This window comes from Priestia sp. YIM B13486, from assembly GCF_042787865.1.
Lineage (GTDB): Bacteria > Bacillota > Bacilli > Bacillales > Bacillaceae_H > Priestia > Priestia megaterium.
Genome location: NZ_JBHZOZ010000002.1, coordinates 508,033 through 534,803, shown reverse-complemented (window position 1 = coordinate 534,803; position 26,771 = coordinate 508,033). Strand labels below are relative to the sequence as shown.

26 protein-coding genes are annotated in these 26,771 nt (G+C 38.1%); 6 read left to right on the top strand and 20 right to left on the bottom strand.

Features of this window, described 5'->3' with window-relative positions; translation table 11 throughout:
* Window positions 1–267 precede the first annotated feature (267 nt).
* A complete protein-coding gene (locus ACFX4G_RS06855) occupies window positions 268–873 on the top strand; it encodes an RraA family protein (RefSeq protein WP_377573494.1) in 606 nt (201 codons plus the stop codon).
* A gap of 22 nt (window positions 874–895) precedes the next feature.
* On the opposite strand, the gene ACFX4G_RS06850 is transcribed toward ACFX4G_RS06855, so the two are convergent.
* The 5 genes from ACFX4G_RS06850 to proC all read right to left on the bottom strand — a co-directional run bounded on the left by ACFX4G_RS06850 (window position 896) and on the right by proC (window position 5,265).
* Window positions 896–1,258, bottom strand: a complete 363-nt coding sequence (locus ACFX4G_RS06850) for a VOC family protein (RefSeq protein ID WP_097823452.1) — start codon at window positions 1,256–1,258, stop codon at window positions 896–898.
* A 37-nt stretch (window positions 1,259–1,295) separates the two neighbouring features.
* On the bottom strand, window positions 1,296–1,493 hold the full coding sequence (locus ACFX4G_RS06845) for a cold-shock protein (protein ID WP_013056990.1): 198 nt from the start codon (window positions 1,491–1,493) through the stop codon (window positions 1,296–1,298).
* Window positions 1,494–1,851: 358 nt separating this feature from the next.
* Window positions 1,852–3,114: a glutamate-5-semialdehyde dehydrogenase gene (locus ACFX4G_RS06840; RefSeq protein ID WP_097823453.1), complete on the bottom strand. Its 1,263-nt coding sequence runs from the start codon at window positions 3,112–3,114 to the stop codon at window positions 1,852–1,854.
* 114 nt (window positions 3,115–3,228) lie between these two features.
* A complete protein-coding gene (gene proB, locus ACFX4G_RS06835; protein ID WP_097823454.1) occupies window positions 3,229–4,335 on the bottom strand; it encodes a glutamate 5-kinase in 1,107 nt (368 codons plus the stop codon).
* Between the two features lie 87 nt (window positions 4,336–4,422).
* Window positions 4,423–5,265 carry a pyrroline-5-carboxylate reductase gene (gene proC, locus ACFX4G_RS06830; protein ID WP_013056987.1) on the bottom strand — a complete coding sequence of 281 codons (843 nt, stop codon included), beginning with the start codon at window positions 5,263–5,265 and terminating at the stop codon, window positions 4,423–4,425.
* 451 nt (window positions 5,266–5,716) lie between these two features.
* Here proC and ACFX4G_RS06825 point away from each other — a divergent pair, with 451 nt between their 5' ends.
* Window positions 5,717–9,277 carry a CheR family methyltransferase gene (locus tag ACFX4G_RS06825; protein ID WP_377573489.1) on the top strand — a complete coding sequence of 1,187 codons (3,561 nt, stop codon included), beginning with the start codon at window positions 5,717–5,719 and terminating at the stop codon, window positions 9,275–9,277.
* On the opposite strand, the gene ACFX4G_RS06820 is transcribed toward ACFX4G_RS06825, so the two are convergent.
* The 3 genes from ACFX4G_RS06820 to ACFX4G_RS06810 are packed head-to-tail and all read right to left on the bottom strand — an operon-like array spanning window position 9,274 to window position 13,126.
* Window positions 9,274–9,894, bottom strand: a complete 621-nt coding sequence (locus ACFX4G_RS06820) for a hypothetical protein (protein WP_095379697.1) — start codon at window positions 9,892–9,894, stop codon at window positions 9,274–9,276. The two genes, ACFX4G_RS06825 and ACFX4G_RS06820, sit on opposite strands and share 4 nt — an antisense overlap.
* Entirely contained in the window at window positions 9,891–10,568 is a 678-nt protein-coding gene (locus ACFX4G_RS06815) for a cobalamin B12-binding domain-containing protein (RefSeq protein WP_377573813.1), read from the bottom strand. Before ACFX4G_RS06815 ends, ACFX4G_RS06820 begins: the two co-directional genes overlap by 4 nt.
* Window positions 10,569–10,591: 23 nt before the next feature.
* The gene (locus ACFX4G_RS06810) at window positions 10,592–13,126 is read right to left on the bottom strand and encodes an AAA domain-containing protein (protein ID WP_377573485.1); all 2,535 of its coding nucleotides are present in this window, start codon (window positions 13,124–13,126) and stop codon (window positions 10,592–10,594) included.
* A 301-nt stretch (window positions 13,127–13,427) separates the two neighbouring features.
* Here ACFX4G_RS06810 and ACFX4G_RS06805 point away from each other — a divergent pair, with 301 nt between their 5' ends.
* Entirely contained in the window at window positions 13,428–14,450 is a 1,023-nt protein-coding gene (locus ACFX4G_RS06805; protein ID WP_097823457.1) for a LysM peptidoglycan-binding and 3D domain-containing protein, read from the top strand.
* A gap of 20 nt (window positions 14,451–14,470) precedes the next feature.
* Here ACFX4G_RS06805 and ACFX4G_RS06800 read toward each other — a convergent pair whose 3' ends face one another.
* The 4 genes from ACFX4G_RS06800 to ACFX4G_RS06785 form a co-directional block, all read right to left on the bottom strand.
* Window positions 14,471–14,947: a GNAT family N-acetyltransferase gene (locus tag ACFX4G_RS06800; RefSeq protein ID WP_377573482.1), complete on the bottom strand. Its 477-nt coding sequence runs from the start codon at window positions 14,945–14,947 to the stop codon at window positions 14,471–14,473.
* A 2-nt stretch (window positions 14,948–14,949) separates the two neighbouring features.
* On the bottom strand, window positions 14,950–15,156 hold the full coding sequence (locus ACFX4G_RS06795; protein WP_045290305.1) for a zinc ribbon domain-containing protein: 207 nt from the start codon (window positions 15,154–15,156) through the stop codon (window positions 14,950–14,952).
* Window positions 15,157–15,333: 177 nt separating this feature from the next.
* On the bottom strand, window positions 15,334–16,155 hold the full coding sequence (locus ACFX4G_RS06790; protein ID WP_377573478.1) for an MBL fold metallo-hydrolase: 822 nt from the start codon (window positions 16,153–16,155) through the stop codon (window positions 15,334–15,336).
* Window positions 16,156–16,446: 291 nt separating this feature from the next.
* The gene (locus ACFX4G_RS06785) at window positions 16,447–16,656 is read right to left on the bottom strand and encodes a cold-shock protein (protein ID WP_013056977.1); all 210 of its coding nucleotides are present in this window, start codon (window positions 16,654–16,656) and stop codon (window positions 16,447–16,449) included.
* 144 nt (window positions 16,657–16,800) lie between these two features.
* Here ACFX4G_RS06785 and ACFX4G_RS06780 point away from each other — a divergent pair, with 144 nt between their 5' ends.
* Window positions 16,801–17,250 carry a MarR family winged helix-turn-helix transcriptional regulator gene (locus tag ACFX4G_RS06780; RefSeq protein WP_013083086.1) on the top strand — a complete coding sequence of 150 codons (450 nt, stop codon included), beginning with the start codon at window positions 16,801–16,803 and terminating at the stop codon, window positions 17,248–17,250.
* Window positions 17,251–17,310: 60 nt separating this feature from the next.
* Here ACFX4G_RS06780 and ACFX4G_RS06775 read toward each other — a convergent pair whose 3' ends face one another.
* Window positions 17,311–17,730, bottom strand: a complete 420-nt coding sequence (locus tag ACFX4G_RS06775; RefSeq protein WP_013056975.1) for an organic hydroperoxide resistance protein — start codon at window positions 17,728–17,730, stop codon at window positions 17,311–17,313.
* A 156-nt stretch (window positions 17,731–17,886) separates the two neighbouring features.
* Entirely contained in the window at window positions 17,887–19,095 is a 1,209-nt protein-coding gene (locus tag ACFX4G_RS06770; protein WP_097823461.1) for a DNA polymerase IV, read from the bottom strand.
* A 164-nt stretch (window positions 19,096–19,259) separates the two neighbouring features.
* On the opposite strand from ACFX4G_RS06770, the gene ACFX4G_RS06765 reads away from it, so the two are divergent.
* Window positions 19,260–19,838, top strand: a complete 579-nt coding sequence (locus tag ACFX4G_RS06765; protein ID WP_013056973.1) for a DedA family protein — start codon at window positions 19,260–19,262, stop codon at window positions 19,836–19,838.
* Window positions 19,839–19,885: 47 nt separating this feature from the next.
* Here the strand turns inward: ACFX4G_RS06765 and ACFX4G_RS06760 are convergent, their stop codons facing one another.
* Genes ACFX4G_RS06760 through ACFX4G_RS06745 form a run of 4 tightly spaced genes read right to left on the bottom strand, consistent with a single transcriptional unit; the run spans window position 19,886 to window position 23,647 of the window.
* Window positions 19,886–20,365 carry an RNA polymerase sigma factor gene (locus ACFX4G_RS06760; protein WP_013056972.1) on the bottom strand — a complete coding sequence of 160 codons (480 nt, stop codon included), beginning with the start codon at window positions 20,363–20,365 and terminating at the stop codon, window positions 19,886–19,888.
* 16 nt (window positions 20,366–20,381) lie between these two features.
* On the bottom strand, window positions 20,382–22,391 hold the full coding sequence (locus tag ACFX4G_RS06755; RefSeq protein ID WP_097823462.1) for a DUF6449 domain-containing protein: 2,010 nt from the start codon (window positions 22,389–22,391) through the stop codon (window positions 20,382–20,384).
* A complete protein-coding gene (locus ACFX4G_RS06750; protein WP_025752330.1) occupies window positions 22,366–23,265 on the bottom strand; it encodes an ABC transporter ATP-binding protein in 900 nt (299 codons plus the stop codon). The genes ACFX4G_RS06755 and ACFX4G_RS06750 overlap by 26 nt, the downstream gene beginning before the upstream one ends.
* Entirely contained in the window at window positions 23,258–23,647 is a 390-nt protein-coding gene (locus ACFX4G_RS06745) for a GntR family transcriptional regulator (protein ID WP_013083081.1), read from the bottom strand. The genes ACFX4G_RS06750 and ACFX4G_RS06745 overlap by 8 nt, the downstream gene beginning before the upstream one ends.
* 344 nt (window positions 23,648–23,991) lie before the next feature.
* Between ACFX4G_RS06745 and ACFX4G_RS06740 the strand changes: the two genes are divergently transcribed.
* The gene (locus tag ACFX4G_RS06740; protein ID WP_377573473.1) at window positions 23,992–24,864 is read left to right on the top strand and encodes a selenium metabolism-associated LysR family transcriptional regulator; all 873 of its coding nucleotides are present in this window, start codon (window positions 23,992–23,994) and stop codon (window positions 24,862–24,864) included.
* Between the two features lie 69 nt (window positions 24,865–24,933).
* Here the strand turns inward: ACFX4G_RS06740 and ACFX4G_RS06735 are convergent, their stop codons facing one another.
* Together ACFX4G_RS06735 and ACFX4G_RS06730 are read right to left on the bottom strand one after the other, a co-directional pair.
* Window positions 24,934–26,133, bottom strand: a complete 1,200-nt coding sequence (locus ACFX4G_RS06735) for an MFS transporter (protein ID WP_097823463.1) — start codon at window positions 26,131–26,133, stop codon at window positions 24,934–24,936.
* Between the two features lie 229 nt (window positions 26,134–26,362).
* Window positions 26,363–26,740, bottom strand: coding sequence for a PH domain-containing protein (locus tag ACFX4G_RS06730; RefSeq protein ID WP_014460184.1), 378 nt, complete (start codon window positions 26,738–26,740; stop codon window positions 26,363–26,365).
* Between the last annotated feature and the right edge of the window lie 31 nt (window positions 26,741–26,771).

Here is a 26,771-nt window from a genome sequence, read left to right as displayed (position 1 = left end):
ATTGAAGTTTAAAAAGATTCAAGAAATTCTTGGTAATAGAGACATTCAAACAGTAACAATAAAGGATCTATATACTTATATGACGAATAACATACAGGAAAAAGATTTAGTGAATGGATGAAATTTGTCTCTGAAAGCTTCTAACATTGCACGTTTGTAGTTAATTCGTCTTCAATACTTCATATTATATACTTGCCCTTTCATAAATAAGAGCTTTCTCTTATATGAATATGTATAGATAGACTAAAGTTAAAAAGGAGAGATACGATGTTGAATGAACAGTTCCCATTATCAACAGCAAATTTATCAGATGCAATGGAAGGTGCAAATCACTTAGACTTTTCTATTAAGCCGTTGCAGCGTCATTACAAACTATTTGGACCGGCTCTTACTGTAGATACGCCTGCTGGTAATAATTACTCAGTGCTTGAAGCGATTCGATTAGCGGAGCCCGGAAGCGTGCTCGTCATTAATGGAAAAAGCTACTGTAACCGTGCCTTAGCAGGAGATTTCGTAGTAGCCATGGCGAAGCTTGTTGGAATAAGCGGTATTGTGCTAGATGGTGTTATACGAGATCAAGAAGATATTGAAAAACTCAATTTCCCCGTATTTTGTAAGGGCTCTACGATCGCAGCAAGCAGCAAAAAAAATAAAGGAATAGTAAATGAAACCATTTCCTGCGGGGGCGTAAAAATTCATCCTGGCGATTTTATTGCAGGTGACGATGGTGGAGTCATTGTCATTCCCAAAGAGGAAGCCGAAGAAGTATTAGCAAAAGCGCGGGAAAAGTGGCAAAAAGATAAAGACAGAGAAAATAAAGTATTAGTTAGCAAAGAAACGGTATATACGTATTTAGATAACGCCCTAAAATAAAAGACCTCCGCTTGGAGGTCTTTTATTTGTCATATTGTAAAAATTCTAATCGATTTCCGAACGGGTCGTGAACAAAAAAACGCTCTCTCCCTGCAATAGGCTCTTCTTCAGAAAGAACGCAGCCCCCGCGTACCAACTTACGTCTAAGCGTCTTGATATCTTCCACGACAAAAGCTGGATGCGCTTTTTTAGCAGGTATGTAGTCTTCTTGAATACTGATATGCACTTCTTGAGTCCCACATTGAAACCATATGCCGCCTCTGTGCCTTAAATTTTCCGGTTTAAGAACAGTTTTCATTCCTAAAAGATTTTCATAAAAATTTCTTGCTTCTTGCTCGCATCCTTCTGGACCAAGAAGCTGAACATGATCAATTCCTAGAAACATCCACAAACCCCTTTCAAAAACGTCTTCCTAAAAATTATTAATCAATGACTCTAGGATTATGAATAACCTGCAGTTCTTTTACAGCTTGCTTCATTTCGCTTTTGCAAATTGGACAAGTTGGCTGATCTCCGCTTTTAAAGTTATCTCGAACCCAGCAATTACACGTATCTGATGTACATTCCCAAACTTTTGTTTCTTCAATAACAGCCGGCTCTAAATTTTTACGATTATACATACACATCGTCTCCTTTAAACAGTACTTTTTAAGTGGATAATAAATGAAGATTAACTTAGCGTGTAAATGTGGTAAATGGTGCAAGATAAAGTGATACTATACATCCGTAAATCAATCTTTGAGGAATACATACGGCGTCTTGAAAGACTAAAATAAAAATGAAGTTATAACAAAGCAGATAGCAGTTGCTTTTTTTAAAACAACGGGATAGTCTGAAAAGAACAAAAATGAAGATCACAAAAATTATATATTTTACTATTATAACAGAGTTTATAATTTTTTACAAATCAGCTTCCATTTACTTGTTTTGCTTTTCATAAAAAAAAGCGAGCACATGATTAGGCTCGCTTTTCATTTCTTATCGAGTTTGTCCGTTTCCACTCATAATATATTTAATTGTCGTAAGCGCAGGAAGTCCCATTGGACCGCGTGCATGAAGCTTTTGAGTTGAGATTCCAATTTCAGCTCCAAATCCTAAAGCTCCTCCGTCAGTAAAACGCGTAGATGCATTATGATACAGTGCGGCTGCATCCACTAAAGACATGAAGCGTGAAACGGCTTGTTCATCTTCTGAAATGATCGCTTCAGAGTGTTTTGTTCCATATGTTTCGATGTGATCAATCGCTTCATCCACACTCTCTACTACTTTCATCGCGATCGCTAAGCGCAAATACTCTTCAGCCCAGTCTTTTTCAGCCGCTGGTTTTGCTCCAGGAATTTCACCTACTGTCGCTTTGTCACCATATACTTCAATATTATGATCGTTGAATGCTTGAATCAATTCATCTTTATGAGAATCGAGCCAGTTCTTGTGTACAAGAACCGTTTCTGCTGCGTTACACACCGCTGGTCGATCTGTTTTTGCATTAATCAAAATTGGAATGGCCTTCTTAACGTCAGCTTGTTCATCGATGTAAATATGGCAGTTTCCAACTCCCGTTTCTAACACGGGAACCGTTGCGTTATTGACGACCGCTTGAATCAATGAGGCCCCTCCGCGTGGAATTAGCACGTCAATATGTTCTTTCATTGTAAATAATTCTTGCGTAGCCGCACGATCTGTACTTGAAATAAACTGTACCGCTTCTTTAGGGATTGGCGTTTCATCAAGAGCTTTATGAATAATGTCCACGATAGCTTGGTTAGATGAAACAGCTGAAGAACCGCCTTTTAACACAATGGCATTTCCAGATTTCAACGCTAGCCCTGTTGCATCTACCGTTACGTTTGGACGGGCTTCATAAATCATTCCGATAACGCCAAGAGGCACGCGTACTTGCTTTACATCTAGACCGTTATCCAATGTCCAGCTTGATAAAATATCTCCTGTTGGATCATCTAACTCAGCAACTTCACGAAGGCCGTTGGCAAATTCTTTTACACGTTCCGCTGAAAGAGCAAGGCGGTCCATCAGTGCTTCATCAAAACCTTTTTCTTTCCCGTTTTTTAAGTCTACTTCATTTGCTTTTAAAATATACTCCGTGTTGCTTTCAAGTGTAGAAGCAATCGTTAACAGTGCATCATTTTTTTGTTCTGTTGTCAGTAAACTTAATTGCTTAGCTGCTTTTTTTGCTGAAATAGCTTGTTCTTCTACTGAATACTTTTCATTTGTTTGTAACACCAAATCACTCCTGGATTCGTTTTAGTTTTGTTTGATTTTAAAGTGTGAGGCATAAGAGGTAAATGCAATCATGCAAAGAAAAGGAAGGGCTCCTTTTCTTTACAGCATGTTTGCTTACAAACCGACCGGTACTGGAATTTCTAAGTGACACACCAGACCTTCGCTGTCTACAATCGGTTGATCAATTGGCTCATTCATTGCAAGTTCATCAGATGAATAATTTGTCACACCAAGAGCCAGCTCATTTTCGTCTTTATCTAGAATACGTACAACTGCTCGTTCACTAAAGTGGCCTTTAATATATTTAACGTGCTCGCGAAGTAAAGGCTCTTTATCTTCAATAATTGCACGTTTCGCGGCATCTTCGACTACTATTTCCCCTTCAGGACCAGAGTTAAACGCAATCCACTGTTTTTTCTGATTAAGGTTCGCAGAATCATCTTCAGATTCAAAATACGTTCCTGTTGCATCTCCATCAACCGCTTGTGTTAAGATGTTTGGCACGCCGGCTCTTCCTAAAAATGCTGGAATTCCTGACGCCATAGCGATTTTGAACGCGTCAATTTTCGAGCGCATACCGCCTGTTCCAACTGAACTTCCTGAATCTCCTGCAGATTCTTCGATTTCTTGCGTAATTTCTCCTACGTGAGGAACTAATTTTGCATTTGGATCCTGGCGAGGATCCGCGCTGTATAAGCCATCGATATCCGATAAAATAATAAGCAGGTCGGAATCCACTAGTCCAGCAACTTTAGCTGAAAGTGTATCATTATCGCCAAATTTTAATCGATTGATGGTTACCGTATCGTTTTCATTGACAATTGGCACAATGCCGCGTTCTAACAGAACGTTAATTGTATTTCGTGCATTGTTGTAACGATTTTCGTCTGAAAAATCGTCTCTCGTGATTAAGATTTGAGAAGCAACGTATCCATGGGATAGAAACAGTTCTGAATAAGCCTCCATTAACAGTCCTTGACCGATTGAGGCAGCTGCTTGTTTTTCAGGTAAAGAGCTAGGTCGCTCTAAGCAGCCAAGCTTGCGGTACCCTGCAGCTACAGCTCCTGATGAAACTAATAGCACTTCATGACCGCTATCTTTTAAGTCTACGACTTGGTCCACAAGGCGCTCGAGCTTCCGTCTGCTGATTTCACCGTGTGAACTTGTTAATGAACTACTTCCAATTTTAATTACAACCCGCTTCTTATTGTCGGGACTCATCAAATCACTCCTAGTGTGTTCTGTATGTTTTCTTGTTTATGATTATTTTTTTGTGGTGAGGAATTCACGAAGAAGATAAGTGACGAATTAATTAGTACTTGCCACTTTTTGTAGTTGAGCACTCATTTCTTTTGAACGCTTTGATGCTCCTTTGACTGCTTGCATCATTGCTTCTCCGCCGCCGTGTTTAGCTAAGGCGTCTAAACCAGCTGCTGTTGTACCGTTTGGAGACGTCACATTTTCACGAAGCTCCGTCGGCGTTTCATCTCTTTCCATCATCATTCTTGCTGCACCGTAAATGGTTTGGGCGCCAATTTCACGTGCTAGCTCAGGATCGAGACCTTCTTCTTTAGCTGCTTTTTCGATATGCTCCATAAGGAAATAAAAATAAGCGGGTCCACTTCCGGCAATTCCTGTGAAAATGTCCATTTGCGGTTCATCAATCACGTATACTTTTCCGATTGCAGAAAGCAGCTCTTTTGCTGTTAGCACAGCATCCATTGCAGCATATTGACCTGGAGATATAGCCGTTGCTGATTGTTGAATCATACTTGATGTATTCGGCATCACTCGGATGACCTGCTGTTCATCATGCAGTAACTCTTCCATGTATGAAGACGAAATCCCTGCAAGAACAGATAGGACAAGCTGGTCTTTGTTGATCTGAGGCTTTAATTCGTTTAATGCCTCTTCAGCGCCTTTTGGCTTCATCGCTAGAATAAAAACGTCGATGTCATCTGTTTTCAGCTCGCTGCGCTTTACTGCTGTGATACCATATCTATTTTCAAGTTCGTGCAGTCGCGCATCATTGCTTCGGTTTGTTACGATAATATTTTCAGCAGGTAATTTCTTTGCATTGACCATACCAGAAATCATCGCTTCGGCCATTGATCCAGCACCTAAAAAAGCAACTTTTTGTTTTTGATCCATCAAATCTCCCCTGTCATTTGTTCGTATTTTTGTTCTCGTTTCTTTCAACGGTTCCTATAGTAACATGCTGAAAAAGAGTGTCAAGTTGAATTTAACCGTTTTTTTCCTCCTTGAGCGTATAACCTTATGCATATGTAAGCGTAAACAAAATTTTTTAAATATTTTTTTCTGCAAAAAAAAAACGATTTTTTTTATAAAAATACGTTTATATAAAGAAAATCGGGGCATACTATATAGTTTGGACTTTAAAATTTTTTTGCAAAAAATAGAGGAATTTTGAAAACGTTATTTGAACAATATAATAGGTTTGCTAAAATGAACCTATGTACCAGCATCTTGGTTTTTTTAAAAAAATTTACTTTTGTTATAAACCACGCTGTGCTGTCGACATTAAAATAAACAAAACGACATACAATCTAGGAAGTGTCTAAACATTATTGGAGGTTCTATTATGAGGAACAACTCGTTTTCTACAGTTCCATCGTCTTCAGAAGGAATAGAGAAACAGGATTTACACGTTGTGGGAATTGGCGCTTCTGCCGGAGGGTTAGAAGCTATTGAGCAGTTTTTCGCTAATATGCCTTCACCAAATGGAATGGCGTTTATTATTGTGCAGCACCTTTCCTCTAAATATAAAAGTTTTATGCCAGAACTTTTAGCAAAAAAAACAGGAATGAATATCAAACTGACACAAGACGGGATGACTTTACAAGAAGACACAATTTATTTAAATCCTCCCCATCATTATGTAACCGTTGTGGATCATACTCTTCGCCTTCGTCCCTATGAAGAAAATGATCAGGTAAAGTATCCGATTGACGCCTTTTTTCATTCTCTGGCCGCTTCAAAAAAACACCGGTGCACAGCCATTATTTTATCGGGAAAAGGAAATGATGGAACAGGAGGAGCAAAAACGATACGAGAGTATGGCGGAACTGTACTTGTACAAGATGAAAGCACAGCAAAGTACAGGGATATGCCCCTAAGCGCTATTGATGCACACCTTGCTGATTATATTCTTTCTCCTGCTGATATGCCTGACCTTGTGCAAACGCATGTCAGCCAAACTGAATTTACATATAATGAAGAAACGCTGCAATACATTTATTCATTAATAAAGAAGAAAACAGGCATCGACTTCTCTATGTACAAAAAAAACACGGTGCTGCGACGACTTGAAAAGAGAATGGCTTTACTCGATCCGCCCTCTCAAACGATGGAAGAATACCGGGATTATCTATGTAAAGAAGCCGAAGAAATCGTCGAACTGCAGCGAGACTTGCTGATTGGAGTGACACAATTTCTTAGAGATAAAGAAGCATTCTCTATTATTGAAGAACAAGTCATCCCACAATTAGTTGAAAGAAAGATTCATAGTCAAGAGGATGAAATCCGCATCTGGGTAGCAGGTTGTTCTACTGGTCAAGAAGCATATACATTAGCTATTTTGCTTCATGACCATTTATCAACAATCAACCGTTATTTCGATGTCCGAATCTTTGCTACGGACATCGATCGTCATGCAATCAAAAGAGCTAGTCAAGGTATTTATGAAGAAGCGGAAGTTCATTCCTTCTCAGCAGCTCAGATTAATGAATATTTTGAGCAAACAAAACACGGGAGTTATCAAGTTAAAAAAACAATTCGCAAAATGATTGTTTTTGCTCCCCATAATATAGGAAAAGACTCGCCTTTTGTAAACGTTGATTTAATTAGCTGTCGAAATATGATGATTTACTTCCAAGCTGAACTGCAGCAGCGCATTCTGTCTCTTTTTCATTTCTCTTTGACAGAAGAAGGCGTACTTTTTTTAGGCCCTAGTGAAACAACGGGAAATTTGTCTGATTTGTTCCGCCCTATCAACAGTAAGTGGAAAATATTTAAGCGTTCCGGACAGCCCAGCCGACAAATTACGGGAGCTTTTAATCTTTCAAAATCCAACTCGCATGAAGGTGATTTTTCTAGCGTGCCGCTGCCAAGTCAGCTTTATAAGCCTCTTCCTTCGCTTAAATTAGATGAGATGTATCAGTCAATGATTGATCACTTTATGAGCCCTTGTCTTGTATTAAATGAATACAACGAAGTGATATTTTGTTCAAAAGAAGCGACTCAGCTTATTAACGTTCCTGTAGGGAAAATTAATTATACAATTTTCAAAATGGTTCCAGTTCACGTCTCTTTAGCCATTGGAGCAGCTATTAAACGCGTAAAAGAGCAAGGTATGAGCGTATGCTGTCAGCACATTGAGTTTGTCATAAACAACGTGCAGCGCCGTTTTAATATTACGATATCTGCCCTTCCAACAAATCACTCTCTTTACTTACTTATGTTTGATGAACAGACAGATGGTGCCATTATTGATAAGGAAAAGCCCATGTTTCTTAATAAAACCAGCTCGATTAGTGAGCTTGTAGTAGATTTAGAGCAAGAGCTTCATTACACGCAGCAGCATTTGCAAACGACGATTGAAGAGCTAGAAACAGCAAATGAGGAGCTAAAGTCCACGAATGAAGAACTGATTGCTTCTAACGAAGAGCTGCAGTCCACAAATGAAGAACTGCAGTCTGTTAATGAAGAGTTAATTAGTGTTAACAATCAGTACGAGCGAAAGATTGAAGAATTAACGGACTTAAATAACGATATTGATAATTTATTAATCAGTACAACTATTGCTACTATCTTTTTAGACGAGCAGCTGAATATTAAATTATTTACGCCGGAAACGAAAACAGTGATCAACGTTCTTCATCAAGATATCGGAAGACCTTTCTTTCATATTTCGCATAACTTTAGATATGACCATCTAATCGAGGACGCAATGCACGTTTTAAGAACAAATAATACCCTTCAAAAAGAAATTCAAAGCTACGATAACCAATGGTACAGCATGAAAATGATGCCTTATCGTACAAATGAGAATTTAATTAACGGTGTAGTTATTACGTTTATTAATATTACAGAAATTAAACGATCAAATGAAGAATTGGCTATTACATCCTTTGCAGTAGCTCACAGTCCTACGGGCATTTTCATTACCGATCATCAAGGTAAAATTAAGTACATTAATCAAAAGTTCATGGAGCAAAAGCATGCGCCGCAAGAAGTATTTGGGCTGCACATCTATGACTTATATACAAAAAAGTTGGGGGTTAAAAGGTTCCCTAAGATTTGGAATGAAGTATATAGAGGAGAAAAATGGAACGGAGAAATTTCCTACGTTCAAGAAGACGGAGAAACCGTTTGGGAACAGTTAGCCTTAATGCCTGTTAAAAATGATCAAGACGAAATCATCCATTACATTGGGCTAAGCGAAGATATTTCACAGCGCAAACAGTCGGAAATGATGCTCAAAAATTCAGAGATGCTGTCAGCACTCGGGCAACTCGCTGCCGGCATTGCCCATGAAATACGAAACCCTCTTACATCATTAAAGGGCTTTTTACAGCTTATGATGCAAGAAGAAACGTATAAAAAAGAATATATGGATGTCATGATGTCCGAATTTAACCGCTTAGAACTGATTATTAGCGAACTGCTCATTCTAGCCAAACCCGAAGTCGTAAAATATGAAAATAAACAGATAAATTTAATTCTTCAAGACGTATGTACGCTGCTGCATACACAGGCCATTCTTAAAAATATTACTATTTCAACAGATTTTGAAGAAAAATTACCTGTTGTTCATTGTATTGAAAAAGATATGAAACAAGTATTTATCAACATGGTGAAAAATTCTATTGAAGCGATGGATGACCCTGGGTCTATTCTAGTGGTATCTAAATTTGATCCAGATACAAATCAAGTAGTCGTCCAAGTGATAGATGAAGGAAAAGGCATGCCGAAAGATCGATTAACACGAATTAGCGAGCCTTTCTATACAACAAAAGAAAAAGGAACAGGATTAGGATTGATGGTGAGTCACAAAATCATTAGTAATCATAAAGGAAGCATTTCGTATGATAGTGAAGAAGGAAAAGGAACAACGGTAGAAATTCGATTGCCGCTTTCTTAATGTACTTTGTTCTTCTGTCTTAAACAGTCAAGCTCCTGATTAATTAAATCTTGTATGTCAAACAAATGTGTAGAGACCAATTCAATATATTCTCCTTTTCCTGCTTCAATTACGTCGGAGCGGATAATACTCAAGAGGTCTTGAATGGTTAGCACATTTGTTTTCATTTCTCGAAAATGACGCTGAAGATCAACTAGCTGCATTTTTTTCGCCGTTTCTACATCTGTTTCCCTGACTGAAAAATCTTGGCTTACTTGTGATGAGTCTTGCATAAGCATAGATCGAAACTGTTGAAGAGTTGATTGAACACTCGTCATATGCTCGTGAATAGGATAGCAGAAAACAGCGTGCAGCGAATGATAGGCTTCAGGCTTAAAATGAAAATCAAAAAGAGCAACCGGGTTAGAAAACGTGCGCATATTTACTTCGATTTGCACTTCTTCCTTTCCCTGGAGTGCTCTTTTTACTTTTTCTTGACTATCTTCATCAACTAGATCTAAAAAGTTCTGAACAGGCGGGAAATTTTTCGTGACGCTTGGTGTAAATTCAATTATTTCGTTGTCTTTATTGAGTAAAAACATTGGAACCGGAATGTGTTGAATCGGCAAACTGATCATATTTCTTCCCCCATTACTAACATTTTATCTTGCGTCGAACTTTCTTTATTGTTGATTAGAAGCCAGTCTTTAAAAGCTTGAATATGATTAATGAATATGGTTTTTGAAGATCCTGAAGCCGATAAATCATGCGTATTGAGAAGCCTGCTGCCTACTAATACAAGAGGACTTTGCGGCATGTTTTCAATCTCAGCAATGTATTTTTGTAAATCAGGCAGCAAATGCACTTGTGAGACGGACAAACATACTACATCAGGGTCCCACTTCTCGATACTTTTTAAAGCGAACGGTAGCGGCAAATTGGCTCCTAAGTTTTTCACTTCCCATCCATGTTCTCTCATAAGTCCTGCAATCATTTTAATGCCTAAGTAATGCTCTTCTCCTTCAATGCAAAAAAGAAGGACCCGATTACGCTGAAGCAATTGCTGCTGAGAAAGCTGAAAACGAGTTAACACATAGTCACAGGCTGCAGTAGCCAAATGCTCGTCCGCGACTGAAATTTTATTTTCTTGCCACCTTTTCCCTATCTCATACATCGCTTCTGTCAGAAACGTGTATACGTCAGTTGAAGAATGACCTTCTTCTATATATATAGCAATGAGCAGCCAGCTTTTTTGAACGTCTCCTTCTAGCAAACAATCAGCTAAAGCCGCTACATTACGAGAGTAAACGATAAGATCACGCCCTTTTCTTAAAGTTACAATAAATCTCTAGGCAAAACTTCCTTTTTGCACGATGGACAACATGCGTAGACGCCTTTATTTCCATCATAATCTACGTTCATCGGCTGCTTGCATGCTTTACATACAGCATGTACGTAGTTTAAATATTTTTCCATTAATAAACGTGTTGCCCCACTTGTTTTCCCGCAATAATAGCAAATAAACCTTACTTTTCCTTTTTTTGTTATCTCTACTTCTCGCATATGCTGACAAGATTCACAGCGATCCCAGCTGCGAAGATAATTGCTCAAAGAATATTGTGGTTTATTTGTTTCTATATACATTTTCGTTTCTTGATTTCTTATTTTATCTTCGGTAAAGTCAATCGACCGAATAAGCTGTTTAGCGCCTAGCTTTGACTCAATTCTAGCGGCCATAAACGCTTCTTTCTTTCCGCCATAAGGCATATTAATCCATATAGTGGATTCATCGATGATAAGCAGTGACATCGGAACAGGAGATGAAATGACATGAGCGCCGTCAATTCGAACTTCTGTTGGTTCACGAGTAAGAACGGTCACTTCACCTTTAAACGAATTTAACACATCCCGTATTTCTTGAGAGATAAGGGATGCATAAGGAATGCACAATAAAATCTGCTGCCGAGCTTGATATAAGTCTTTTTTTAACTGACTGCTGTTCGATGGATGGTACCAAATCAATTTAGGATGCTGGATGACTTCTTTTAAAAATTGCTGAGGCTGGTATACTTTTTGATTTTCGTTAAAGTGGTTAACCAACTTCCATAACGCTCGCTCCTTTGGTACACGCTGCTGGGCAAACGACTCGTCTGAAAGCATAATAAATTTTCCTTTTGAACGCGTCACCGCTACATTTACCAATCGGTCGCTATTTTCATTTGTTAAAAGTAAACCTGGTTTTGACTGCGGCTTTGTATCGACCGTATCAAAAATCATGATATCTCGTTCCGCGCCTTGAAATTTGTGTACGGTTGCTGCAATTATACCGCTAGCTGGTTCAATATCTTGAAGAAATGCATTGATCAATTTAGCTTGAGACTTATAAGGAGTCACATAGCCAAGAGTAGCCGAAGAAGCTTTGCGTGCCCGCAGCATCAAACTTACCGCCAACACAGCCGTTATCACATTGTAGCGTGAGCCGGAAGCCGCATCTCGCATAGCGGAAGAATGCAAATGACCAATGTTAAGCATAAGCGCTGCTTCATGAGCAAACGGCGGGCTGCTTGCTACTACTTCTCGACTTGTTGTGACAGATGGATGATCTGCTACTCGATTGCTGTAAATATAGCGATTTGTAAAAGCTGAGATATCTTTATGCATTCTTCTTTGCTTCGTCAACATAAAAAGATGCGGGTGTATCTCACTGCTTTCTACTTGCTCTACAAGACCCGTCTGCTCAAATAAATCTCGCTGCAGCCACTTCTTCACTTCAGCATGAGAAGATTGAGATACCGGGGGAAGCTGTTTAAAATCGCCGCATACAACAATTCGTTTTCCTAACGTAGCTGCAAAAGCAATTTGCGGTGCATATGCCATGCTAATTTCGTCTACCACAACCATATCAAATTCATTTTGATAAAGTAATCGGTCAATAGCCGCTTTTGATAAAGTAGTGCCTACAATATACGCTTGATCAAAAACATTTTTCTCCGCTTCAATCCACTTCTTACGAAGGGCGTTTATCTTTTTGTTAACTTGCTGAAGCTGGTGAGCTCTATTAGGATACCTGCTTAAGTAAACTCGTTCTTCTTGTAAATCACGCATCTCCTGAGCTAAATCCGGATCATCTTCTCCAATGACTTCTTCTACTTTTATATTTTCTAAGCCGCTGCTTTTTGTTGCTCCGTATCGAATGAGTTTTCCTTTTTTCCAAGCTCCTTTCTTTTTTAACTGACGCGCAGTTTCTTGCAGCAAACCGTCCACCGCTGCATTACTGTGAGATAATAAAAGGATCCGCTTTGATTTCCGGTAATAGCTTGCCGCGATTTTGGACAGCGTATATGTTTTTCCTGTTCCAGGAGGCCCCCAAATATAAGTAGTACGGTTATAACGCGCTCGCAGCAACACTTCATGAAGAGCGTTCTTAGACGTATACTCCTTATGACGAACAGGACTATCGCCTCTCATAAGACGTTTGATTCTCACTATTTTTTGCTTGTAATCTTTTGCTTCCGTGAGTCTATCAATGAGTGCCTGCAATAACTCCCATGGTTCATTATATATATCGAGTTCGTCTACTTCTTGTCCAATAAACGCATCTATTTTAAGGTACAGATCAAACCCTTCTGTTCCGATAACTTCTCCTTTACTTTCTTTATGCTGGTGGACAAGGCGTACCTGAGCTCCATCAAAAAGGTATAAATCGGCTGTGCGTTCAAACCGGTAAAGATACGCATCCTCCTGCTGCCCTAAGTACTCTCCTTTTCCTACCGTATACTTTTCTCCGCCGTGTTTCTTCATATAATTAATCTCAATTGAAAGTGCGCGCCCCCATGCTTTTAAATATGAAGAGATAGAGCGTTTTTCCATAGATGTCTAACTCCCTTTTTATCCGTTCATTTCTAACTTGTCTATTTTATCATGTCATTTGAATATAGCATAGCTTCTTTCTTTTTCCTTTTTATAAAAGCAGAACACCTTTTTTACTATTCTATCTCTACAGACAAATTAAGACTTTTTTCATCATAATCGTAAAAAAACCGTGTTTTTTCTATCACTTTAGACGTATTGTTACAAACTTGTAATATAAAACCTACCATTTTGTCATGGTTTTGTTACATATTGCTGATAGAATAAGATACAACTATTGGAAATAAAGGAGAAATATTAGATGAAAAAACACATTTTTACATTAGGGGCCACAGCTCTAGTATCAATTGGAATTGCAGACGCAGCATCAGCTGACACAGACACGCATAAAGTAAAAGCTGGAGAAACGTTATTCAGCATCTCACAGCAGCATAATGTAACAGTTGAAGACTTAAAAAAGTGGAATGGTCTTTCTTCGACATTAATTTATGCAAACCAAACATTACAAATTGGATCTACATCTACTGACTCTTCATCTAGTTCAACTCCAACTACGACATCTTCAAACCATACATATACAGTAAAATCAGGCGACACGCTTTATCGTATCGCTAAAAACAACGGTACTTCTGTACAGCAGCTAAAAGAGTGGAATAACTTATCTAGTCATTTAATTTATGTGAATCAAGTATTAAAAATAAGCGGAACAGGAACTGTTTCATCATCACCTTCAGCACCTGTACAAGAAAAAACAAACGAAACGCAAGCATCCCCGGCTCCTAGCAACAGTAAAAGTTACAAAGTTCAGCCTGGAGATACAATGTGGAGCGTAGCACAGCGACACGGCATTTCAATTTCTCAATTAAAACAGTGGAATAACTTATCGTCTAATACGATTTACATTAATCAAGTGCTACAAGTAGGCGGACAAGCTGCAGCTCAAGCAAAACCATCAACGCCAGCGACTACTGCTCCTTCAACACCGTCGACTTCAACGCCGGCACCTGCTCCAGTGCAAGAAAGCAAGTCGGTTTCGAAAGAGATTACGGTTGAAGCAACAGCTTATACTGCTTACTGTGCAGGCTGCAGCGGAATCACTGCTACAGGCATCGACCTAAGGTCAAATCCTAATCGAAAAGTAATTGCAGTTGATCCTCGCGTGATTCCATTAGGTTCTCGCGTATACGTAGAAGGTTACGGAGAAGCAATTGCTGGAGATACTGGCGGTGCCATTAAAGGTACTCGCGTTGATTTATTTATGGCATCTCAAAGCTCAGCTTTAAATTGGGGACGCAAAACGGTAAAACTTCAAATTTTAGATTAATCACTAAAAGCAGAAGCGTGTTAGTCGCTTCTGCTTTTTAATTTTTTTTCAAACATAATCATATCGATAGCTTGCAAGCCATTCTCGTAAATCGGTGGAACGTACTGCAAAAAGAAATTCTTTTTGACACCTCTTTGATAAAAGCCTGCCTTTTTATAAAATGCTATGTTTTCAAGGCTGGAGTCCGCTGTTCCTACAATCATTTTAGAATATTGATTACGTTTATACAGTACTTCTAACTTTTTAATGACTTTGCTGCCGATTCCTTTTCCTCTGTATGCTTCTTTTAAACCGATATTCTTTACTTCTACTGCCCGTTTCTCTTCATCGATGAGGCACTGCACAACTCCTATCTCCTTCTTTTCATACACAATGGTAAGTAAGGAACCTTCATTTATATACGACTTCACCACTTTTTCGTCTTCATCCCCTATTAATAGCAGATTCAAATAGGAAGCGCGTCTGTCTTTGTGAATTTCAATAAGATCGATACTCATTTTCATCCTCCAAAAAATAAGTCAATAATATTGCTGCCTCTTGAAGATGATTTATTATATAGCTCTGAATACCCGCAGCTCGTGCAATATACCACTGTAAAGTGATTGTGCTGAACGTCTAAGTATCTAGACAGCCCCGTTCCCGTTGTAGCAATTTCTTTTGTTTTTGCTTCTGTATGTCCGCATTTTACACAACCGTTTTTCCCCATTGTCATACTCCTTTATACATAAAATAATTTCTTATTTATATAAACGATTAGAAAAGGAAAAAGTTTCATTTAATTTACAAATAAAGGAACTAAGGAAAACCACATTTTCCATTACCTAGAAATAGAAAATGTGGTTTCTTACTTTTAGTATTAACGGTATGACTATACAGTTGGTTTCTATGATAGGAGTTCTCTTTTCATAATTTCAACGTTTTTTTGATGACATTGTGCGGTGAAATCAGAGGGAAACGCCAGTTTATCATTTAGCTTATCGAGCGCTTCTTTACTGTTTTCTTTCACTGCCGCTTGCAGTTCATCTAAATAAGAGCTGGCCATCTCCACTCGTCTTTGAATTTCAGCTCGGTGATGTGTCGTTTTCCCGTGCCCGGGAACTAGCGTTAGATTTTGGTGCTTAGCTAAAATGTGTCGCGCAATAGCAAGCGTGTCGCGGTAATCATTTACACTTTCATATATGTACGGATATTCAAAATCCGATAAATAATCCCCTGCAATCCATATCGAATCATCGACAATCATAAATAGGCCATCGGTTGTATGACCTTTTGCAAAATAACAGGTAATGGATGTTTCACCTAAAGTAATATGCTGTTCATTTTCGGTTACAACAATATCTAATTCTGGGAATATAATATCATGGGATCTTTTTATATAATAGTCATGATCAAACTGCTTAATCATTTGAACTTTTTCTTCTTTGTCCGGGTGTTGTTCTAAAAATTTGCTGCCGATAAAGGTGGCATTTAATTCTAAGAAAGCCCCATACCCAATGACGTGATCAAAATCTCCGTGAGTAAAAAACACATACAGTTTGCGGTGGTTTAAGATCCCTTGAACATGCTGTTTAATTTCATTAATTTCGTGAGGAAGCCACGTTGGATCAACAACAATGACACAGTCTTTTGTTTCAATGACTGCAGATGTTGTTTGAAACAGCGCGCTTTCAAAAACCGTCATTTGCTCCGTTTTATATTGAATCATGAGAACAGCTCCTTATTTTTTCTATCACCTTTATTATAGCGGAAATAGAAAGATAAGAGTGCGTATGACGGTTTATAAAACAAAACTATGCAAGATGTGATAAAATGCGGAACCAGCCAAACAATGAAATCCAAATAGGAATACTAAATAAGGTTCCCCAAAATAAACCTTTCAAAAAGTTCCCTTGATTCATTCTGATATTCCTCACCTTCATCGTATGTTGGTTTTTAGTCTAGCGCAGCTTAATGAAATTTTAGTGAAAAATAAAAAAAGAAGCAGTTGCTTCTTTTTTTATTTATTATAAAATTGGTGATCGTACTTAATTTTCGGCAGCTCGCGTACTTCCTGCGACATTTCCGTTCCGCACATCGGACAGTTATAATCAACCGTAACAAAATCTTCTCTCATCCACCCATTACATGATTCAGATTGACACGCGTATACAGTCGTATCCATCATTTGATCTACTTCTTCTTCTACGGCTTTTTTTGCAAAATACATGTGCACAGCTCCCTTTTTTTCTTAGTATATGTAAAATTCCCATTTTTTATTTACAGCTTGATTACTTTTTCATCCGACGTTATTGGACACCATTATTTAATTGTGTATAATTAAATAAAAAGCAATAGACTGGAGGCAACATGAATGGAACAACTTTATAAGCAGCTGCAGCTAGAAAACCAGCTTTGTTTCTCAATTTACGCCACGTCTCGAGAAATTACAAAGGTGTACAAGCCGCTGCTCGATAAATTAGGAGTAACCTATCCGCAGTATTTAGCCCTTCTTGTTTTATGGGAACATGAAACACTCAGCGTAAAAAAAATGGGCGAACTTCTGTATTTGGATTCAGGCACCCTTACTCCTATGCTAAAAAGAATGCAGGATCAAGAATTAGTGATTCGTCAGCGTTCTCATGAAGATGAACGCGTTGTTTTTATTAGTTTAACCGAAAAAGGAAAAAAATTACGTGATAAAGCTTGTCATATTCCAGAAGAAGTTTTTAGTATGACGAATAAGTCGCAAGGAGAATTAGAAAAGCTGAAAGAAACGCTGCAGGAGTTATTGCAATCACTGCATACGTACAATCAAAAATAGACCATATAAAATTGCACATAAAAAGCGCCTGGATTTAAGAAAAATCCAGGCGCTTTTTATTTACTCAGCCGTTGTATTTAACGTTACGTTAACATTCCCACGCGTTGCTTTAGAATACGGGCAGAATTGATGTGCATCTTCTACTAGCTTCTCAGCTACTTCTTGTGAAACGCCTTTAATATGAGCGTTTAACACCACTCCAATTTTAAAGCCATCGTCAGTGTGGTCTTTTAGTAGACTTACCTCTGCAGTAATAGAAGAATCAATGTCTTTTTTTTGTTTCTTAGCGATTAAATTTAAAGCACCGTCAAAACAAGCAGAATATCCTGCTGCAAACAGCTGCTCGGGATTTGTTCCTTCTTCTTTGTTATTTGGAGAAGGATTTACAAGGGTTAAATCAATAATACCATCATCTGATTTAACTCGACCATCTCGGCCTCCTACCGCTGTTGCTTTAGATGTAAATAGTACGTCTGACATAAGATCACCTCATAGATTATTTTATGTAATTTCATTGCAGACAATCAAAAAAGTCGCAATCAAATTCATTTTGTAATCACTTTGATTACCGTGATAGTAATGTACTTCCCCTTCTATAATGAGTGTAAACCTATTATTTTATACAAAAAAAGAGAGTTACCTCTCTTTTTTTCCTCTTTGTTTTTTTAAACCGCTTTGAATAATGTTATCTCCATATTTTTCACGCAAACTTTCGACCGCTTTGTATAAAGGCTCTTTTTTTGCTTGCTCTCCATATGTAAACAAATCTAATTGTTCTTCTTCCTGAAGATGGTGGCTCACTTGAAGAGCAGCTACGCCTAATAAACGAATCGGTTCTCCGTTCCAGTGGCTTTGAAATAATACCGCACTGTAATGAAAAAGATCGTTTGGCTCGCTAATTGCTTTTGAAATAGTTTGGCTTCGAGTAATGGTTTTAAAATCACTGTATCGTATCGTTAATTGAATCGTTTTGCTTACAACTTTTTTCGCTTTCATACGAGAGCTTACAGAATGCGATAGTTTATTTAAAATAGGGAGAACTTCATGTTCATCTACTGCATTTTGAGATAGCGTCGTAGAGTTTCCAATAGATTTAAACTGTGATTGGCGATCAGGGTTCACCTGTCGATCATCTTGGCCCCATGCTCGTTCTTTCATAACTTCTCCTTTTACTCCGAGAGTTTGTTTAAGAAGACCGGGAGCGGCTTTTGCTAGATCACCGATGGTCACGATCTTAATCGCATTTAGCTTCTCAGCTGTTTTTTTACCGATTCCGTGCATTTCCTCTACGGCTTTTGGCCAAAGAACTGTTTGGACATCTCTTTTTCGAAGGACGGTAATCCCTAAAGGTTTTTGCATATCACTTGCCGTTTTGGCTAAAAATTTATTCGGCGCGATTCCAATTGACACAGGAATTTGCAGCGTCTGTATTAAATGCTGCTGAATTGACTTTGCTATGTCAAGAGGAGAGCCTAATTCAGCACAATTTGTAATATCCAAATAGCCTTCATCAATGGAAGCAGGCTCTAAAAGAGGTGAAATGGTTACTAAATAATCAAACATGTTTTTGGACACTTGGCGATATAATGGAAAATTAGGTTTTATCACAACCAGCTCAGGGCATTTTCTTTTCGCTTCCCAAAGAGGCATTGGCGCATATACTCCACGTTTACGAGCAATATAGTTACAGGTTACAACAATTCCTCTTCGTTCCTTTGGATTGCCAGCAATAGCAAGAGGCTTATCTTTGAGCGTATGATCATGTGCGGTTTCAACAGATGCATAAAAAGCATTGGCATCAATATGAAGAATAACTTTGCCGTTTTTAGGGTACATCATTTTCATACTATCACCTCTTTCTGTATAATTAATCCCCGAAAGAAGAACGTACATTCTTATTTATTATAACTCTTTTTTTCTAAGTTGTGCGTACCTATACTTTATTTTTATTTTGAGCGAACACTGTGTGTCACTCTCTCGTATTCTAATGAAGAAAGGAGGAAGAAAACGTGATTGATCAGCTTATCGGAGCCATTAACCAATTAGGCTACGGATATTTCTTTTTTATCATTTTAGTCGGAGCCAACCTTACTCCTATTCCTGACCCGGTATATATTATGCTTGCGGGCAGTCAGGCTACATCTCCGTCCGTTCAGTATATTCCAGCTTTTATACTTACCTACAGCGGCATGATGATTAGCTTATATCTTAAGTTTTTGATAGCCAGTCTTTTTTCAGCTCAGGCGCTTGCGCTATTAAAACGCCCGCGATGGGAAAAAAATGTGATGAAAGTCGAGCGAACGATTCAAGAATATGGATCTCACGCCATCATTGCAAGCTACTTTTTACCAGGAATGCGACATGTGATGCCTTTTTTTCTCGGAGCAAGCGGAATGAAGCATCGGCATTATATTAAAGTCTCATTTTCTTTCGGTTTTATTTGGACGCTCGCTTTATTTATTTTCGGTTCCTTTTTTAATACGACATCTTCTTATACGGACGTGATTGAGATCACTTTAGCTTTTTGTGCGATCAGTTTGATTATCTATGCCGTCCAAAGAAGAAAAATACGAAAAAAACAGCAGTAGTTTGTGTGAGAAGTTCTTTTTCACAAACTGCTGCTGTTTCATTTATATTAAATGACTTCATTATATCCCTTTACAAAGTATTTGCGCGCGCGGTAAAGAGCTGATTTTAACGTAGTCATCTGCATATTTAATAACTCCGCAATTTCTTCATATTTAAATCCAAATCCATATTTTAATAGAAGCAAATTGCGATACTTAGGATTCAATTTATTTAAAATCGCCTGACATTCAGCCGCTTCTTCATTTCTAAGCACCTGCTGAATAGGCGTATACATAACGGGCTCTTCTTTGTAAGAAGACGTATAGCGGTCTTTCACTATTTTACGCCTTCCTAAATCACACCGTTTATTTAATGCGACGCGAAACATCCAAGCTTTTATTTTTTCAGGATCGACCATTTCTTGTTTTTCTAAATATTTTAATGCTACTTCTTGCGTAATATCTTCGGCGTCTTGTCTATTCACGCCATTTTTCAACAAATAAGCCAGCACCTGATTTAAATAATCTTGCAATTCCTCGCCGCACATAATAAGTTCTCCCTTGCTATTTTAGTTTTTCTTTTAGTTCGTTTGGCAGCTCATTTTCATTCAACATGTAAACCTGAGGAGTATCTACTTGATCTTTGTAATAAAAAGCAACAAGATAATCTCCTGTGTCTCGTAAATTAGCACGTTGAAGAAGTGTTTCTACCTGCTGATTGTTTTTTACTTTAATTGATTTCTCATCCTTCGTTAGAGGTGTAAAATCTTCTTGAAGACGATAATCATTTTTAAGATGAGAAGAATTTTTAAAGACTTCGGTTTTTTCTACGTCCTTTGGCATAAGGCGAGCACGTTCATATAAATGCTCTTTCTTCAGCCATGCTTCTACTTCGCTATATGACTTCTCCCAAGATGCTTCTTGAACATACTGTCCTTTTCCATCCATGAAATTGATTGACGCCCAGCTTTCTTTTGTGCTGTACATTTCATCAAACGTTTCGTTCATCATCGACTGTTTGACTACGTGTATAAGCTCTTGCACTTTTTCTGGATTTGTAATATTAATGGAATTTGACTTTCCTGGAACAGAAAAACTTACGCTTTTAATTTTATCTGTGTTTTGTGTTCGTAAAAGCGGATGGAAATTTTCTTTATACTCTTTTGTTTCCGCAATTTCTTTATAAAAAGCTTTATAGTCTGAAAATGGAATAAAGTACTCTCGAACTATTTGCTTTCCATTTTTTAATTTGTAAGCAAATACCGCGATTTTTCCATTGCTTCCCTCTATTTCACTTTGTTTTTCAGGATCCAGCTTCTTATCTTTAGATGCTGTAATTTGTTTTTGCAGCTGACGAACGCTCTTGATCGTTTCTTTACTTGTATAGTAATATGGCGCTTCGTAATAGCCATTCATTCCCTTTGCATAGTTTTCAGGTTTATCAGTCAATCGATACATGTCTTCATCGAAATACACACTTTCAATCTCTGAAACTGCCGGCACTTTAGTAGAATAGCCAAACACGTCTAAATGAATGATAAAGCCTACAATAGTTGCAGCTATAATAAAACCTAGATACCCTTTCCATTTCGTAAAGATACGCCACGTTTTATTTAAAATAATTTGAGCAACTATATAGCCTATTAATGAACCAATAATATAGCCCAAGACCATCCATGAAAATCCACCTTTCATGCTGCCGAAGTAAAATCCGCCCAGCATCAGTGAACAAGCGGTTACTCCGTATACGAATACAGGTTTTAACCAGCCAACTGAAATGGTTAGCGTAGCAGCTTCTACTCTTCTTTTTTGATAGGTGATTAAAGCAACGATGTAAAATAAGACAATGAGTCCAATATAAACAAATACACTAGTAGAAAAGCTTTTATGAGCTGCCAATTTCGCTACGTGTAAAAACGGGATAAGGCTGTCAACATTTTTGTTCACGTAATAGTCATACGCATAGCCATACCAGTAAAACTTTACATTCGATATAGCTAAATAAGAAATTCCGCCTGGGAGAAGGAATAGAACATATAAAAAGATTCCTTGCAGAACAGACATCCCGGTAAACATTCCGGCTAAAACAGTTCCAGTTAGGACAAATAAATTAATCAGAATACTGTACCCGACCCAGCTTAGAACGTCGCCTGTTGTATAAACATTCTCAACCGTTAAAACCCCTTTAACGGCAAAAGTCACGATTCCCGTAATTAAAATCGGAACAACTAAAACCAACGCGCCCAGAAGCATGTTTTGATGAAACAACGTAGAACGTTTAATTGGTAAACTATGAATATAGTCAGCCGCAATCTTCGTTTGTATATATCGAAATAGGAAAATACCAAGTAACACTGGTACAACGAACATAAGCACGAATTCTAGCCCGCCAAATACGTCAAATAACGTGTCTGGTTTCTCTATATAAGGCTCAACCTTTCCTGTAAAAGTGAAAATTAGTTGTAAAGGCAAAGCGAACAGTAGTACTAACAAGTAGACAAGCCCAATCCATCCCACGTTTCTCATGGATTGAATCCACATGCCGCGGTTAAACGATGATGTTTTCGATTGCATAACCCACATCCCCCATTTCATAAATAAAGATTTCTTCCAGCGTAAGTGGCAAGATGTCAAAAATTAAAGGCTTATACGATCGAACTTTGTTGACTAAGTGATTTTCTTTTCCTCGAACAATACAAAGCAAGACGCTCCCTCGTTTTTCTTGATATAAAATGTCCAGCGTGTCGTAAAGCGCTAGCGGCACATCTCCTTCAAATGCAACTTGAATTTTGTGCACGTCTGATTTTAAATCATCCAGTTCTTTTTCAATTAATAATTGACCGTGATGCAAGATGCCTACATGATCACAAAGATCTTCCACTTCTCGTAAGTTATGTGATGAAATTAAAATCGTCATTTCCCGTTCTGCCACGTCTTGGACAAGAAGGTTTTTAATTTTTTGACGCATTACCGCATCTAACCCATCGAGCGGCTCATCTAAGATAAGTACATCAGGCATAGCAGACATCGCTAACCAAAAACCTACTTGACGCTGCATTCCCTTGGACATTCTGTGTACCTTTTTATGTAATTGAATTGGGAAAGCTTCTTTTAATTTTTGAAACCGCTCTTCGTTCCAAGTCGGATAGACGCTTCTATAAAAAGACGCTAATTGCTTAATCGTTGTTTGAGGGAAAAAATAAAGAGAATCTGGCATAAAAATAAGACGTTCTTTTAAGCCAACGTTTTCAAATACTTCCTCGCCGTCTATTGCGATTTTCCCGTGATCTTGCTTGTAAATACCTGCAATGATTTTTAATAGCGTTGTTTTCCCTGCCCCGTTCGAGCCAAGCAGTCCGTAAATAGATCCTTTTTTTATAGAAAGCGTGACGTCTCTTAGAGCTTCCATTTCTTCAAACTCTTTTTTTATCGCCTTCAGTTCAATCACTATCGCTTCCTCCTTTTACTGCTTTTTCAGCCTGTGAAATAAGTGATAGAATTTCATCTTTATCCATCCCTAAATACATAGCTTCTGCCAACAGTTTTACTAATTCTTCTTTCATCTTTTTCACCTTCTCGTTATTTAGTGTATCAACTTGAGGCGTTACAAAACTTCCTTTGCCTGGAACTGAATAAATATAATTCTGATGTTCTAGTTCACGATACGCTTTTTGAATTGTATTTGGATTAATCGTTAATTCTTTTGCTAACAGCCGAACAGATGGAAGCTTTTGATCGGCCTTAAAGACTTCATGAATAATAAGCTCTTTCAATTTATCTACTAATTGCTCGTATATCGGCTTGCGACTACGAATATCTAAATCGAACATAGTCTGCCTCCCTTCATCTACCCAAAATCATGATGTGTGTACTAGGTGTATTAACTGTATTACTCATCGTATTACAGTTAATATTATAGTATGTTTTCTGGAAAAAACAAGTACTTTTTTTACTTTTGTTACAAATTGATGACAAAAAAGTGTTTAATAGCTTTATAGGGGAAATGCAAATAACTGTAAATAAATTGCGTGTGTTGCCTTCGTTATAAGCCAAAATACTCCTTTAAGTCAGCACCTCGTTTTGTTTGTCTTAACCAAGTACCTCTAGTTATTACAATAGTAATGTTTTATAATGTTTATAATTAATTTTTTTAATATAAAAGGAGCCATACTCTATGTACTATGATGCGTTAAAGACGTTTGTTTCTGTTGTAGAAGAGCAAAGCTTTACAAAAGCTGCGGAAAAGTTAATGATTTCACAGCCAAGCGTAAGCGTACACATCAAAAATCTTGAAAAAGAATTTCAAACTTCCCTGTTCCTGCGTTCACCTAAAATGTTAAAAATCACACCCAGCGGCGAAATTTTATACGATCGTGCTAAACAAATGATTCAGATATATGAGCATACGAAACGAGATATTTATGAACATCATCACCGTGTCAAAGGAATGCTAACGATTGGCGCCAGTTTCACGATTGGTGAATATATTCTCCCTTCATTTTTAGCAAAGCTTCGTGAACAATATCCTGATATTGATGTAGAAGTGACTATCGGTAATACAAAGGAAATCGCTCAGCTTGTTCGTCATTTCAAAGTAGACGTAGGGCTTATTGAAGGACACACGGAAGAATCCGACTTACATATTCAGTCATTTATGGACGATGAGCTTGCCATCGTTGCGTCAGTGGATCATCCTTTAGCTCAGCTTAAAAAAGTAGAAATTGATGATTTACAAAATCAGCGGTGGGTAGCGCGTGAAAAAGGCTCTGGAACAAGAGAATATTTAGATCACGTTCTAATGTCCAACGGTTTAAAAATGAAAAGCATTCTAACGATCAGCAGCAATCAAGGAATTAAAGAAGCCATCGTTCACGATTTAGGAATGTCTGTGCTGTCGCTTTGTGCTATTAAAGAAGATGTTGAACAAAAACACCTATCGATTCTGAACGTTAACACCGCTCCTTTTAAGCGCCGTTTCTCTTATATCTATCCTGCTAACAGCGCTCATAAAAAAGTAGCGGAGCTTTTTATTCAGCTTTTAAACTAAAAAAAGACTTTCCACACTGAGTGGAAAGTCTTTTTTAGTAAATAGCCATACATGTCTTTACATTCTTTTTTAGTGAACATGCGTCTGCTGAGCCGGCATTTTGGACAAACGAACAGCTAGGAGAAAAGCTGTTGTAAGAAACACACCAATTAAAGCAATAACACCTTTCCAGCCGTACGCACTCCAGCACAAGCCCGCCACCGTCCCTCCAACGCTTGATCCTGCATAGTAAAAAAACAAATACAAAGACGAAGCCTGAGCTTTGTCATGGGTGGCTCTTCTTCCCACCCAGCTGCTTGCGATGGAGTGACTTCCAAAAAAGCCAAAAGTCAGCAGCAAAAGCCCGGTAATTTTTATCCATAAAACCGGATGCAGCGTAACAATTGAACCTATAAGCGTAACAGCAATCGTACATAACAGCACTTTTTTCCGGCCATATCGATCCGCCAGCGTCCCCATCCAGACTGAGCTGAATACTCCCACAAAAAAAATAACAAAAATAAAACTTACAAGCGTATGATTCCAAGAATACGGAGGTGAGGATAAAGCGTATCCAATATAATTGTATAATGCTACGTTACTTCCAAGCAGCGCAAAACCAATAGCAAAAAGGCAAAGCATCCCTTTATCTTGAAGATGACTGCGAAGAGAGCCAGTAAGCTGACGAAGTTCAAAGGATCGCGAAGTGAAGTTTTGTGAATCTGGCAAGTTCATAAAAAAAACAAAGGTGGCCAGTAAACTGATTACGCTTACAACATCAAGAGCTACGGACCAGTTGAAATATTCCGTGAGTACCCCTGTCATAAGCCTTCCCGCTACGCCTCCAAAGGCGTTTCCGCTTATATAAATCCCCATCGCTTTTCCTAAACTCCCTGGTTCAATTTCTTCTCCTAAGTAAGCCATGGCCACAGAAGGCAGCCCTGCTAAAACGATTCCTTGAATGACGCGAAATACTAATAGTGTTTCAAAGGTAGAGCTAAATGCTGTCATGATGCATAGCAATGACGCAAAAATTAACGATAGGCCCATCAGTTTCTTCCGTCCCCACACTTCTGATAAAGAACCTAAAAAAAGCATGCTAACGGCTAGCGTGATGGTTGTTAACGAAAGAGACAAGCTGGCAAACGCCGGAGATATCCCGAATTCTCTAGAAAATTCAGGTAAAATGGCCTGTGTACAATATAAAATCGAAAATGTGTTGAAGCCAGCTGCAAAAAGCGCAACATTTGTTTTGCGAAAAGCTGATGTTCCAATTACGGTATAACTCACAGTTGGTCACTTCCTTTTTCTCTAAAAAAATCATATCACGGTTTTTTTATTCTGTATAATTCATTATGTAAATCGTTCTCATGCATTTCGGTAATGAGTAAAGTGAACAAATATGGCGAGACAACAGCCTGCTTATTTTCAAACAGCTGCATACGAGAATGAAGATAGTACCCTCTCTCGTTTTACACACATATAAAAAAGCTGAGCCAGTTTTTCATGGCTCAACTTTTTAATCCAGTACATAAGATGCTAATACTTTTTGCACGTCGTAAATGCTTTTATCTTTACGAAACTCTTTTGAGATCGGTGCACTAGAACCCGATACCCAAATATTTAATTCCGCATCTAAATCAAATGTTCCAGCCGTTTCTACGCTAAAATGGGTAATCGTCTTATAAGGAATGGAATGATAATCTGTTTTCTTTCCTGTCACTCCTTGCTTATCAACGATAATTAAGCGTTTCGTCGTAAACACCATTAAATCGCGAATGACTTTATATGCTTGTTCCACTCGCTCGTTGGCAATTAAAATATTTTGTAAGTCTTTTTCAGTTCCTCTTATATCTGCTTCTGATGCATTTCCTAATAGTCCATCTAATATACCCATACTGATCACTCCTTTATATCTACACTACCGC